This is a genomic window from Thiohalocapsa sp. ML1 (genome assembly GCF_001469165.1).
In the GTDB taxonomy this organism is placed as follows: domain Bacteria; phylum Pseudomonadota; class Gammaproteobacteria; order Chromatiales; family Chromatiaceae; genus Thiohalocapsa.
Window position 1 is genome coordinate 19723 of sequence record NZ_JABX01000020.1, and the last position, 12019, is coordinate 31741.

Genomic DNA, 12019 nt, shown 5'->3' on the forward strand with positions numbered 1-12019 from the left:
CGACGGCGGAGTATTTCACACAGGAGGGCGGGGCGTGAACGGGGATCGGTTGGATGCGCGGCAGGCGGACTTCCTGTTCCAAGAGCGAGACGGCGCCCAGGTCGTCGTCGAGGTCAAGGGCGAACACCCGATCGACGGCCCCGTGGTCCAGGCCAAACAGGCGTTCGCCGAGCAGATGGCGACCGCAAGCCGGATGAGACATCGGATGCGCGGGGGGAACATAGGGTCCCACCCTACAGTTCTTGTTCCTGCCAACGGGTCCCGCTAGGGCATCATTCTCTCAAACGGATCTAGCGCATGTCCGACGTACTTTGGAATATAGTCGTTGTCATCTCGGTATGCTACACGGTGATACAATTTTTTATTTCGCTCACATTCCATACCGTCAAGCGCTGGAAGTGGTTTAACTCTGGACCGAAGCAGAGACTCTGGGTCACGTACAAACTGCTGATGGGCAAAGCAGACCACATCGTCCCAGATTACCGCAAGCAGCTTGCAGACAATACGGCGCTGGCGTTTGTAGACCCTTTCGCTTTCGTTCGTCAAAGCTTAGGAGCGGAGCGCTTCGGCGAGACCACGCGATACAAGGCACTCGAAGCGCTAAAGCAACACAGGTGTTGCGTGATCTTGGGAGATAGCGGTTTCGGAAAGTCTACCTTGCTTGAATATTTAGAACGGAGATGTGCCAGAGACTCTGCATGGTGGGGAGATTCGCACCCGATACCGATTCGCCTCGATCCGCGGTTCATCTGTGAGCACGGCCTAGATGAAGCGATCATCGAGCGTTTTAAGGATGTCGGATTCTACATAACGAAAAGACTGCTTCAAACCGTCCGAACTCAAGCCGGTTTTCTGTTGCTTATTGACAACGTCGACCAGCTTACTGATAGCCAGCGCAGACTGCTGTCGAGTCGTCTTACTGAGGGAATGGAGACTACGCATCAAAGCGGTGGGTTGATCATTGCCGTTGCGGCTGAGCACGTTGATAGATCGTCCCGTACGATGCCGCTCCTGCAACAGTTGCGGGTCGTCGAGCTGCGAGAACTCGACGATCGCCAAGTAGAGCAGCTCATCCGCGCATCTGCGAACTCTGCACAGCAACAAGCTGAAGTTGAGGAGTTTATCCTCGACTGCCGCAAGATCGCCAAGCTTATGCGCATACCCCTGTTACTTGACCGCCTATTAGAAATGCACCGCAGCGACAGCACGCTAGCTCCGCTCAAGAGCTGGCAGGCTTTCGCTTCGTATGCGGCCGAAACCAGATTGGAACAGCCTGCGCTATCAGATGATCGCTACCGCGAGATAAGATCTCATCATAAGATCGAAGCACTTATGGCGCTGGCCTCGCTCTTCTACGCGGACGGAACGCCGGCTCCAGGAACAAAGGAATTCCGAGAGGTGGAGGACGCTATCCGAAAAGCACTTAACTGCGAGACGGCGTTCGCTTGTGCGATCCGCGACGAGCTCTGCGCAGCTCGATTCTTGGAAAGCTTCGAGGATGGAGCTTACTACGCATTCTCCAACAGGTATCTGCGCGATTATTTCGCTGCCCGCTACTTCCTTCAAAACGAAGAAGGCCTTTACGAGCATTATCTACGTGCGGGAACCGGGCTCGCAAACGTGTTGCACTTCTGGTGCGGGATGGCAAAGCAGCCCAGCTTGATGATCAAGCGCGTTCGAGCTAGAGATCCAGTCCTGGCAATTTCACTGCTATCGGAGGTCGCGGACCCGCCTGGGAAACTGGCCCATGAAACGTTGCACGCCGTAAAGGGTCGAATAGCTGCGCTGGCTTTCCCAGACGCGGAATCGAGCCCAACGACGGTGCAGGCCTACAAGCAAGAAGTCGAGTACATTGGAGACGCACTAGGTAACTGCATCCGGCTCTTGTCGAAGACTGGCGCGCCACTAGGAACAATAGTATTCGAACACCTAGAGGGTAAAGTACGCGACCTTGATGTGCAAAGTTCGGCTTTTCATATCGCGATCGTCGCGCTGGCACGAAGCTACGACATGAAAGCCGCTGCGGTCTTGTTCGATTGCTATCAGAGACTGGAACAGAAGGGAGAGGAACTCACAAGAAAAGTATACGACTGCCAGGACGCGATGATGGTGGGCCGTTGTTACGGAGACGAAGATGCAATGATCCTCACGCAAATAGCCACGGGCGATTATCCAAAAGAGGATTTCGGCAAGGAGCAGATGGCGTATTTGGCGAAACAGGAGGCAGATTCAGATCTCGATAAGTTTGTTGGCGAGTTCGCTAGCGTGAAGCGTAGGATCAGAGCGGAGTTCGTTTCGCTCGGTGATAGTGCCGTCGAGGTTCTGCATCGCGAGTTCCTCGCGAACGGGAGGAGCCCGGAACACTTCCGACACCTCCTACAGGACATCGGCACGAGCCGGGCGAAACAGCTGATCAGCGAACTGGAGCGCGCCGCGTAGGCGCGGAGAATTCATGCCCACCCGCGCCATCAAGCTCAAGCTCATCGTCCCGCGCGGCCTCGAGCAGCGCGCGCTCGCGCAGACGCTCTGGCACACGCACGCGACGGTCAACGCCGCCGTGCATGCCTACGAGTCCGCGCTGCTGTTGATGCGCGGCACCGGCTACACAACCGGCGCAGACGACGTCATCGGAGCGGCGCAGGTGCAGGGAGATCTCGAAGCGCTGGTCGTCGCCGCCCAGCAGCGCAACGGCGGGGCCGAGCGCGGCATCCAACCGGGCTTGACGGAGCAGATCGCCGCCGATTTGCGCGCGCTCTATGAGGCGATGGTGCCGTCGAGCATCGGTCAGGAAGGCAGCGCGCAGGAGAAACGGGGACAGACCACGTTTTTAGGGAGAAGGAGAAACGGGGACAGACCACGTTTTTAGGGAGAAAGGGGAGAAACGGGGACAGTGCGGCCTGGCAAGGCCGCGTGTTCTAGCGGGTGCGAGTCCCGCCTGGGTAATCGTGAGCCGCGAGCCCAGTATCGAGCCTTGCGGCGTGACTGGTAACAGGCGCGTCGATGCTTCGGCTGATGCGCAGGCGAGGTGCAAAGGTAACGGGTGAAGCCGACCCTGAAGGTGTTGAGCCCCGAAAATTTTGGTTGGTGAGTGCCGACGGTTTTGTCCCGCCGGCAGGCAACAATCCGTGTCGCGCTCTGGCGAGCGGCACGGATACTCCCCGGGGTCCGAGGCCGTGTCGAGCCTGACCGAGGGGAGAAACGGGGACAGACCACGTTTTTAGGGAGAAGGAGAAACGGGGACAAGGAGAAACGGGGACAGTGCGGCCTGGCAAGGCCGCGTGTTCTAGCGGGTGCGAGTCCCGCCTGGGTAATCGTGAGCCGCGAGCCCAGTATCGAGCCTTGCGGCGTGACTGGTAACAGGCGCGTCGATGCTTCGGCTGATGCGCAGGCGAGGTGCAAAGGTAACGGGTGAAGCCGACCCTGAAGGTGTTGAGCCCCGAAAATTTTGGTTGGTGAGTGCCGACGGTTTTGTCCCGCCGGCAGGCAACAATCCGTGTCGCGCTCTGGCGAGCGGCACGGATACTCCCCGGGGTCCGAGGCCGTGTCGAGCCTGACCGTGTGGATATCGTCGACTACCCTCACGATGCGGTGCAGTTCTTCGCCGCTGCCGAGGCCGCGCATGTGGACAAGCGCGTGCGCATCATCCCGATCCGCGAGGAGCAATGGAAGGCACGGCTTGGCGATCGGTTTCGGGAGCTGGACGTGCCGCTGCTGGTCGAATGGCCCGACGGCCGCCGCGAGGCCGTGCTGCTGGTGCAGAAGGAGAGTCGGACACCTCCAACTTCTCGATCCTCCGCTTGGCGCACTACTGCCTGGACCTCGCGGAGTTGTTCAGTTCCGACCGGGTGGTCCCAGTGGCCATCTTCCTGCGCCAAGGCTAGCGCCCCGAGGAGCTGATCCTCGGCGGCGACCGCCACCGCTACCTCGCCTTCCGCTACCGGACCGCCGGCGAAACGGCGCGGCTGCCGTTGCGCCGGCCCTGCGCCTGGATCACACTCCGATGGCCGCGGCCAGGACAACGCCGCTCTTGCTGCCGGCAGATCTGCGCCGTTGGAGCCGCGCCAATACTTCTCAGCGCTTAACGGATGTGGCATTTCGCAATCACGACCGACCCATGTGGAGGCCCGCCATGACGCCCCGGTTGATCACCGTCGATCCGCAGGCACAGGGTGGAACCCCGGTGTTCGCCGGAACGCGAGTTCCGGTGCGCACGCTGTTCGATCACCTCGAGGCTGGCGATCCCCTGGAGACCTTCCTGCTCGACTTTCCCTCGGTCAACAGAGAACAAGCTGTCGCGGTGCTCGAAGAAGCAAAGGCGTCGCTGTTGACCGATGCGCATCCTGCTTGATGAGGACCTGCCGAGACGCTTGGCCGGTCTATTGGCAGGCCACGTCGTCAGCAGCGTGGCGCAGGAAGGCTGGGCTGGTACCAAGAACGGAGAGTTGCTAACGGCCATGGCGACCAGCGCCACCCGGGAGGATGAAAGGCGCTGCTCGCCATGGCCGCTTCCCTCACCCCGGCCCTCTCCCAGAGGGAGAGGGAGACTAAGGAGCGCGCTACGCGCGACTTTCATGGTAAACCGGGCGGCGTACGCCTCGGCCTCCACGCTTCGGTGATGCTTGAAGCGATGGCCAGCGCACGTCAGGGCACGCGGTCCCCAAGCTCGCCGATCAACCGCTTCCCGTGCAAAATCGCGACGACAAGCACGCGCTTCGGCTCGATCTTGTAGATGACGCGGTAGCTATAGACGAATCGTTCCCGCACCGATTGGTTGTTCAATTCCGGAACAACGCGGCCGATGTCGGGAAACTGCTGGATCGATCGCGTCGTTGCCAGAACCTTCCTGGCGACGGCGCGGGCGTATGAGGGGGAGTCGCGCGCGATAAAGGCGGTGATATCCTCCAAGTCGTCCGCCGCTTCTGGCGACCAGATTAGTCGTCGAGCCATTGCCGCATCCGTGCCATCACGTCCTCCTGCGACAACGTGCCTTCCTCAGCGGCGCGCTCCTCTCCTTTTTTGACCTTCTCCAGAACGTACAGGTGATACTGGATGTCTTCCAGGCTCGCGTCGTCGGGAAGTGTCCGCAACAGGCCTTCGACTTCGGCCTTGGCTGTGCTCATGGTCGGCTCTCCAGGTGTCAGGTGGGTGCCCAGCCGCGCCGACTCAGTTGTTGGGCCCGGCAAGCTTGCAGTGCAGCATAGCGCCACACCTCCCGAACATCACTCAGAGTGGCCCATCGTCGAACGGGTCACGCGGAACCCGCGGCGGGTTCTGCCGTTCCCGAAGGAGCTCTTCGGGCAACGGCGCCGTGTCCAGCAATGCGAACAGCCTCGCCAACCGCTCAGACTGTGGTCGCGATGGCTTCGGCGTCAGGATGATGTCGCCGGACAGATCGTCCCGGCGCACCCACACCTTGTCCGCGGACAGCTCGAATCCGTCCGGGAGCTCCAGCGTTTGGTGCGTGTCGGTCCTGTGGACCTTCGCTGTTGCGCGAATCGCGGGTAGTCCTCCGGCTTGCTGATTCCAGCTTAGACCAGCGCCCCGTGCCTTCGCGAGCAGAAGCTGTGCGGCTCCCGATAAAGGGTCAGAGCCCTTTTCCGTAAAGGGCTCTGACCCCTTTTTTCTTTTTTCGCTCTGACCCCTTTTTTCGCTCTTTTCCGTAAAGGGCTCTGACCCCTTTTTTCGCTCTGACCCCTTTTTTCGCTCACTTCAAGACCTTGCGCTTGCCCGCGTCCAGCAGGTCGTTCAGCGCCAGGACATGGACCTCTGGGACCATCCCCGTGAACGCGGTATGGATGATGATGCGGTCGATGTCCGCGACGATCAGCAGCGGCGGATACTCGAGCGCCGGCGAACAAATGTCAGAAGCCCAGTGCACGCCCCTCGCCGGTATGGCGCCAAGCGTCCTGACCCGGACAACGAACGGATTGCTGGCGGCGCTCCCTTACTCGGTGCGCAGTACGACGCGCGCCGCCCGCGCCGCGATCGCCTCGGCCAGCTTGGCGGTGACTTCCTTGAAGAGCGCGCGCGGCAGCAGACCGTAAGCCACGCCGGAGGGGTCGCCCGGTGAGGTCGGGCGCAAGTCCGGCCCCGGCCAGGCGAAACGGTTGGCTTCGCTCAGCACGATCCAAGAGCGCGCATCGTCCAGACCCAGGCGGCGCTTGGTCGCGGCGGGAATCTCGACAGCGAGGCCCGGATCGTTCGGGGGCGTGTGGGTGACGGGGAGCACCGTCACGATCCGCCGCCCTGGCTCGTCTGCCGTAACCACGACGACGGCGCACGGTCGGTCTTTGAGCCCTTCCTCCTGGCCGCGCCGGTACTCCTCGTGCCACAAGTAGGCGTAGCGAACGACCAGGCCGGGGACCGGCTCGGGAAGGGCCACCGGCTTAAGCGCGGGTTTCGTCGTCGAAGGCGGCCGCCTCCGGGGGCGGCTCGGCGGCGCGGATAGCCTCAAGGTCCGCCTCGGTGAAATCCTCGAGGCCCAATACCTCGCGGTCGCGCCGTTTCAGGCGCCGGTACTCCTCGGCTGACAAGACCACCAGGCGTTCGCGGCCGTTGCGGGTGACAGCAACCGGTTCGGTGAGGGCCGCGTCCTGGTAGCGCCCGAAGTTGCGTTGAAACTCGGCGGAGCTGACAGTGAGCATGGAGGACGTCCTCGCGATTCGGATGTTCCGTATTGTACGCAAGATGCGGATCGGTGTCGTTGACGTGGCAGGCGGGATTGGCGGGAACGATGGCGCTCGCTCGGGAGAGGCGGGCCAGACAACACCCCTTCAGGCACCTGCCGCCCGCTGCGCGGCGCGATCTGAAGTTGCCGCGTGCGGCGCAGCAGCCTTGTGACAAGGGCACTGGCGGCGTTGGGGTTATCCTGCGCAATGTAGTCTCGAATGCCGCGCAGCTTGGCGCGCGCCTCCGGCGTCCAAATAGACGCGCGTCACCCGGGATAGCGGAATTCGCGCTCGATGTCGTCCTGTGTGATCAACTCACGGGCATTGGCCTCGGACAGACCCTGCTCGATCGAGGCGCGCAGCGCGGCGAGATAGGCGAGCTCGCGCCATGACGCGTCATCGGGCAGGATATCGACGAGCGCGTGGGCGGCTTGTTTGAACGTTTGGGTCTGCATCGTCATCGTTCTCTCGGGCTGCTGCCCTGCGGTTAAGTGTCCTGCAGCGGCGTCGCGCGACAGCAGCGGTAATGTCTTCCAAGTCGTCCGCGGCTTGGGGCGACCAGACTCGTCGTCGAGCCATTGCCGCACGCGTTCAGTCACGTCTTATGGGGTGAGCGAGCGCTCCTTCTTGACCTTCTCCAGAACGTATAGGTGGTACTGGATGTCTGCGAGTGCTGCGTCGCCCTGCCCCGGGCGTCCGCAACTGGCCGTCGACTTCCGCCGTGGCAGTACTCAGGGGGCGGTGCTCCGGGAGCTCCGGGGACAGTGTACTTATCTCCGCGGCCCGGAGAGACCGTTGCCGATGGCCGATCGCGGATGCGTTCCGGCCGCACGCCCAGCGTTGCGCGCCAGCCCACTGGCCGTGTCGCCCACCTCCCCGCCCCTCGCCCCCGTGCCGCATCAAGCTCGGCATCCTCCGTGTGGTGCGCGTTGTCAAGAGTCTGCGCCACAACACGGTCAGGAGAAGCCTCGCCCCTGTCGGATTTGAGGCAGATCAACACCCGCAACCACCAGGGCTTGCCCCTGGGCAGGCTGGCGATCATCGCAAACATAGCCGGCCGCATGCGCCTGTCGAGCGCGGGGAAGCGCTGCTTCAAGAAGAAACTCGCGATGTCCGTGTCGACGAGGAAGCGAGTCGTCATCACGACCAGTCTTCGAAAGGGTCGCGGGGCACCTGCGGCGGGTTCTGCCGCTCCTGAAGGAAGCCGTCCGGCAGCGGTGCGCTGTCCAACAGGGCGAACAGCCGCGCGAGCCGCTCCGGTCGCGGATCAGTCCCGGCTGTAGCCTCACCGGCCTCGACCAAGACCTGTTGGAGTGACGGCCGCGCCGAGGAAACGACTTTGCCGGGCAGATGCTTGTGCTCCGGAAACCCGGGCAGATCCGGGAAGTGGGGTGTGCTGTCGTAGCGAAACAACAGTGTGTTGTCCGGTCGTTGGCAGTGATAGCGGTAATCGAGGTGGACCAGTGTGTCGTCGTTGACTACCACGGCCTCATTGATCGCGAGGATACGCCCATCGGCGAAACGGATACGAATGCGCAGATTGGCTCGGCGCGGCGTCAGTGCTTCCTCGACGTACAATTCGATATCGGCACCGCGCAATGCCCCGAGCGCTGCTTCGATGCCGATCAGATAGCCTGCCAATTGGCTATGCAGCTTCATGCAGGCGGGCGTCCAAGTCGGCCCGCAGAGCCAGGAAATGGCGGTAGTCGTTGGCCCACTCCACGTCCCGTTCGGCGTCTCCGGCTTCGCCACGGGTGTAGCGGGCGAAGAACTCCTCGGACTCGATGCCGGCGTCCGCCTCATAGCGCGCCAGGCGCTTCGCGACTGCCACCAGCGCATCAAGCGGCGAGTCGTACTGAATCGTCTGTTTGCGCATAACCCACTCCCGTGATGAGGTCGCCGACCCGGCGTGTGGTAATTGGGTGCGCTTGGGCGCCGACCCAAGTCGCGGATGCCAAGCCTACCGCTTTGAGGATACACCGACGCCATCCGCCTTGGACCGCCGAGGCCGGCCGGCACGATGGCATCGGTGCGGTCCTCCCCCACGCGAAACTGCACCGACACGATGGCCATGCCGGGGCGCGACACGCTGTAGATGTGCTCGACGCCCTTGATCTCGGAGAGCACCTGCTCGGCGGGGCCGGCAATGAGATGCTCCACCTCGCTCGCCGACGCACCCGGATAGGGGATGAATACGTCGGCGAAGGTGACGTTGATCTGCGGCTCTTCCTCGCGCGGCGTCACCAAAATGGCGAACAGCCCGAGCAGCAGCCCGACCACGGCCAGCAGCGGCGTGATCTCGGTGTTCTGAAAGCGCGCGGCGATGCGCCCGGAGAGGCCGAGCCCAGCGCCGCTGCCACCGCCGGCGGTGCTCCCGCCAGCGACTTCGATGCGGTCAAGCTCAGCCATCGCGGCCACCCTGCACCAGCGCCGTTGCCTGCGCCTTCAGCGTCACGCCAGCCTGTTTTCCCCCGTCCGTCGCTCCTATACTCGTTCCCCGCGTCGCGCCGAAAACGCAAGGACCCCGATGAGCCACGACCAGAACTTCAAGAACCTGATCATCGACTACCCGCAGCAAGCGGTGCAGTTCTTCGCCGCCGCCGAGGCCGCGGACGTGGACCACCGTGTCCGCATCATCCCCATCCGCGAGGAGCAGCTCAAAGACCGGCTGGGTGATCGCTTCCGCGAGCTGGACACGCCGCTGCTCATCGAGTGGCCGGACGGCCGCCGCGAGGCCCTGCTGTTCGTGCTGGAGGAGGAGACGGACGCGTCCAAGTTCTCGATCCACCGCCTGGCGCACTACTGCCTGGACCTCTCGGACCTGTTCAAGACGGATCGGGTGGTCCCGGTGGCCATCTTCCTGCGCCAAGGTCAGCGGCCAGAGGAGCTGATACTCGGCGGCGACCGCCACCGCTACCTCGCCTTCCGCTACCTCGCCTGCGCCCTGGCCGATCTGCCGTGGCAGAACTGGCGCGACAGCGACAACATCGTCGCCCGGCTCAACCTGCCCAACATGCGCTACGCTCCAAACGAGCGCGTCGCCGTCTACGCCTTGGCGCTGCGCGGGCTCGTGCAGTTGGAGCCTGACCCCGAGAAGCGGCTGAAATATGCCGACTTTGTCGATATCTACGCCAACCTGACCGACGCCGAGCGCGAGCAGTACGAACGCGACTATCCCGAGGAGACCAAGACCATGCAGTCGTTGACCACCCGCATGCGAGAAGAAGGCAAGCAGATCGGCATCCAGCTTGGCGAGGCCAACATCGTGATGTATCTGTTGGAGCAGAAGTTCGGCACGATCGGCACCGAGATCCGCCAACGCATCGAGCGAGCCGATCCGGACACCCTGCTCCGCTGGTCCGGCCGGGTTCTCACCGAAGACAGCCTCGAAGACGTGCTGCGGTAACAGCCGACAGCGGGCTTGGCAGATGTCGATCCCGACCCTGCACATCGCCGACGAAGCAACGGGTGGCAGGAGATTTCCGGAGACTTCCGGGCTTCGACAAGGCGCAGAGCGCCGGAGAGGCGCGACACCGCTGGAGCGGTGTCGCGAGGGAGAACACTGTAGGGCGGATGCCCGATAGGGCGATCCGCCAGCCCCCGCCCATCGAAGCGTCGCCAGATCGAAGCATGCGTCGGAATGCGCGGTCAGCGTCGAGCTCGTCCGCGGTTGGCGTAACCGCTATCGCGTTCCGCCCCACGCGGGCTGCGCGGCCTGGTGCAGTTGGAGCCCGACCCGGAGAAACGGCTGAAATATGCCGATTTCGTCGATATCTACGCTGATCTGACCGACGCAGAGCGCCAACGGTACCAACGCGACTATCCCGAGGAGACCAAGACCATGCAGTCGTTGACCACCCGCATGCGAGAAGAAGGCACGAAGATCGGCACGAAGATCGGTATCCAGCTAGGCGAAGCCACCATGCTGCTGTTCCAGCTTGAGCAGAAATTCGGCGCCGTTCCCGATGCCATGCGCCAACGTGTCCAACAGGCAGACCCCGACACCCTGCTGCGCTGGTCCGGCCGCGTCCTGACGGAAGACAGCCTCGAAGGCGTGCTCCGGTAACCTCCGCCAGTAACCGCCACAGCTCGCGGCGCCCGCCGTTGCCAGTCCCGACGCTGCGCATCGAAGAGGAAGCACTCGGCCTGCCACGGCAGCCCGTCCCGCTGCGCCTCGCCTGCCTCGTCACCGGCCTGACCTGCGCCGACTTCGGCTATCTGCTAGCCGAGATCCAAGCAGGCGGCCAGCCTTACCTCAGCGCCTACGAGTACCGGCCCGATGATGCGCCCCGCCTAGTCCCGCCCGACCACTTAAGTGGACCCCACCCTCCGAAGCAGCGCGTTCCTCTGCTAGCATCACGCACGCGCCATCTGTCTAAGCCGCAAGTGCCTGGAATAGCGTGGCAACGGAGCGAACGCACTCCCGGGCACCGCCTCACCGATCGGAGCTGAACCCATGTCCAGTCAGGTCACCGTCGATGATGCCCTCCTCCATCAGGCCCGCGAAGTCAGCGGCCCGATGTCAGACCGCGAACTGGTGGAGCTCGGCCTGCGCGCGCTGATCCAGGCCAAGCCCACGGCACCGGAGGGGGGACAAACCGATGTGGACCCGACTGACCGCCCGGAGAACCCGTTGCTCGCGCTGCTCGGCTCGGACTTTATCGGTTCCGCCAACAGCGATCGTGTGGACCTTTCCGAGACCTGGAAGTCGGAGCTAACCACCATCCTCGGCGCCAAGCATGATCATCGCTGACACCGGCCTATGGCTCGCGCTGGCCCTCCCGCGCGACCGCCATCACGCGCTGGCGAAGCAGCGCATCGCAGACATCGCAGCACAGCAGGAACGCCTCATCACCACCTGCGCGGTCATGGCCGAAACCTGCCACCTGCTGCTTGCTCGGGGCGGCGTTCCATCGCAACTGCGCTTTGCTCAGCAATTCCGAGCCGGCGCGTTCGATGTTTTCGAAGTCACCACCGCTCACGCCGCCCGACTTGACGAGCTGATGGCAAAATACGCCGACCTCCCAATGGATTTTGCCGATGCCTCGCTGGTGCTGCTCGCCGAGCACCTGGGCCACGGGCGCATCTTATCGACGGATGTCCGAGATTTTCGGACTTATCGGTGGAAGCAGCACGCTCCATTCGAAAACCTGTTGCTGACATCCACGCGGGATTGAGCATACTCCCCGATACCGAGCGCTCAGGTATTCGTCGTCTGACCCTTAGGACTCGTCGCTGACAGTAAGGGCGTCGAGCGGCCTCCCGCGCTGCTGGCCATGAATACTTTGATCGAAAATGGTTTGGCTCTGGCCCACGTGACATGCTGGGCATCTGCGCCTGACCGCCCACGA

General features: G+C 63.0%; 16 protein-coding genes and 2 pseudogenes. 8 read left to right on the forward strand and 10 right to left on the reverse strand.

What is annotated here, in order from left to right; translation table 11 throughout:
- The first annotated feature begins 297 nt into the window (after nucleotides 1-297).
- The 4 genes from ML01_RS13950 to ML01_RS13960 all read left to right on the forward strand — a co-directional run bounded on the left by ML01_RS13950 (nucleotide 298) and on the right by ML01_RS13960 (nucleotide 4348).
- Nucleotides 298-2439 (forward strand): NACHT domain-containing NTPase, encoded by a 2142-nt coding sequence (locus ML01_RS13950; RefSeq protein WP_156427721.1) that lies wholly within the window; start codon nucleotides 298-300, stop codon nucleotides 2437-2439.
- Between the two features lie 13 nt (nucleotides 2440-2452).
- Nucleotides 2453-2866 carry a hypothetical protein gene (locus ML01_RS13955; RefSeq protein WP_058556013.1) on the forward strand — a complete coding sequence of 138 codons (414 nt, stop codon included), beginning with the start codon at nucleotides 2453-2455 and terminating at the stop codon, nucleotides 2864-2866.
- Nucleotides 2867-3558: 692 nt separating this feature from the next.
- Nucleotides 3559-3897, forward strand: coding sequence for a hypothetical protein (locus ML01_RS27345; protein ID WP_216819182.1), 339 nt, complete (start codon nucleotides 3559-3561; stop codon nucleotides 3895-3897).
- Nucleotides 3898-4129: 232 nt separating this feature from the next.
- Nucleotides 4130-4348, forward strand: a complete 219-nt coding sequence (locus ML01_RS13960; protein WP_082674275.1) for a DUF433 domain-containing protein — start codon at nucleotides 4130-4132, stop codon at nucleotides 4346-4348.
- 293 nt (nucleotides 4349-4641) lie between these two features.
- Here the strand turns inward: ML01_RS13960 and ML01_RS13965 are convergent, their stop codons facing one another.
- The 10 genes and pseudogenes from ML01_RS13965 to ML01_RS27360 form a co-directional block, all read right to left on the reverse strand.
- Complete coding sequence (locus ML01_RS13965; RefSeq protein WP_254045255.1) at nucleotides 4642-4905, reverse strand: type II toxin-antitoxin system RelE/ParE family toxin; 264 nt, start codon at nucleotides 4903-4905, stop codon at nucleotides 4642-4644.
- 26 nt (nucleotides 4906-4931) lie between these two features.
- Nucleotides 4932-5120: a hypothetical protein gene (locus ML01_RS13970; protein ID WP_058556016.1), complete on the reverse strand. Its 189-nt coding sequence runs from the start codon at nucleotides 5118-5120 to the stop codon at nucleotides 4932-4934.
- A 584-nt stretch (nucleotides 5121-5704) separates the two neighbouring features.
- Nucleotides 5705-5878 (reverse strand): hypothetical protein, encoded by a 174-nt coding sequence (locus ML01_RS28770; protein WP_156427722.1) that lies wholly within the window; start codon nucleotides 5876-5878, stop codon nucleotides 5705-5707.
- A 66-nt stretch (nucleotides 5879-5944) separates the two neighbouring features.
- Nucleotides 5945-6382, reverse strand: coding sequence for a type II toxin-antitoxin system PemK/MazF family toxin (locus tag ML01_RS13975; RefSeq protein WP_058556017.1), 438 nt, complete (start codon nucleotides 6380-6382; stop codon nucleotides 5945-5947).
- 4 nt (nucleotides 6383-6386) lie between these two features.
- The gene (locus tag ML01_RS13980) at nucleotides 6387-6644 is read right to left on the reverse strand and encodes a type II toxin-antitoxin system Phd/YefM family antitoxin (protein ID WP_058556018.1); all 258 of its coding nucleotides are present in this window, start codon (nucleotides 6642-6644) and stop codon (nucleotides 6387-6389) included.
- A gap of 134 nt (nucleotides 6645-6778) precedes the next feature.
- Nucleotides 6779-6925, reverse strand: a pseudogene (locus ML01_RS31375) (type II toxin-antitoxin system RelE/ParE family toxin); the annotation flags it as partial.
- 9 nt (nucleotides 6926-6934) lie between these two features.
- A complete protein-coding gene (locus tag ML01_RS13985; RefSeq protein WP_216819183.1) occupies nucleotides 6935-7129 on the reverse strand; it encodes a hypothetical protein in 195 nt (64 codons plus the stop codon).
- Between the two features lie 679 nt (nucleotides 7130-7808).
- The gene (tumE, locus tag ML01_RS30630; protein WP_254045257.1) at nucleotides 7809-8327 is read right to left on the reverse strand and encodes a toxin TumE; all 519 of its coding nucleotides are present in this window, start codon (nucleotides 8325-8327) and stop codon (nucleotides 7809-7811) included.
- Complete coding sequence (gene tumA / locus ML01_RS31380) at nucleotides 8314-8544, reverse strand: antitoxin TumA (protein ID WP_058556019.1); 231 nt, start codon at nucleotides 8542-8544, stop codon at nucleotides 8314-8316. The genes tumE and tumA overlap by 14 nt, the downstream gene beginning before the upstream one ends.
- 140 nt (nucleotides 8545-8684) lie before the next feature.
- Nucleotides 8685-9077: pseudogene (locus tag ML01_RS27360) on the reverse strand (efflux RND transporter permease subunit); the annotation flags it as partial.
- A 118-nt stretch (nucleotides 9078-9195) separates the two neighbouring features.
- Here ML01_RS27360 and ML01_RS14000 point away from each other — a divergent pair.
- From ML01_RS14000 to ML01_RS14015, 4 genes are all read left to right on the forward strand, one after another.
- Nucleotides 9196-10074, forward strand: a complete 879-nt coding sequence (locus ML01_RS14000) for a hypothetical protein (protein ID WP_058556020.1) — start codon at nucleotides 9196-9198, stop codon at nucleotides 10072-10074.
- 312 nt (nucleotides 10075-10386) lie between these two features.
- The gene (locus ML01_RS14005) at nucleotides 10387-10734 is read left to right on the forward strand and encodes a hypothetical protein (protein WP_058556021.1); all 348 of its coding nucleotides are present in this window, start codon (nucleotides 10387-10389) and stop codon (nucleotides 10732-10734) included.
- A gap of 390 nt (nucleotides 10735-11124) precedes the next feature.
- Nucleotides 11125-11421 carry a type II toxin-antitoxin system VapB family antitoxin gene (locus ML01_RS14010; RefSeq protein WP_058556022.1) on the forward strand — a complete coding sequence of 99 codons (297 nt, stop codon included), beginning with the start codon at nucleotides 11125-11127 and terminating at the stop codon, nucleotides 11419-11421.
- Complete coding sequence (locus ML01_RS14015; RefSeq protein WP_058556023.1) at nucleotides 11408-11845, forward strand: type II toxin-antitoxin system VapC family toxin; 438 nt, start codon at nucleotides 11408-11410, stop codon at nucleotides 11843-11845. The genes ML01_RS14010 and ML01_RS14015 overlap by 14 nt, the downstream gene beginning before the upstream one ends.
- Nucleotides 11846-12019: the final 174 nt, after the last annotated feature.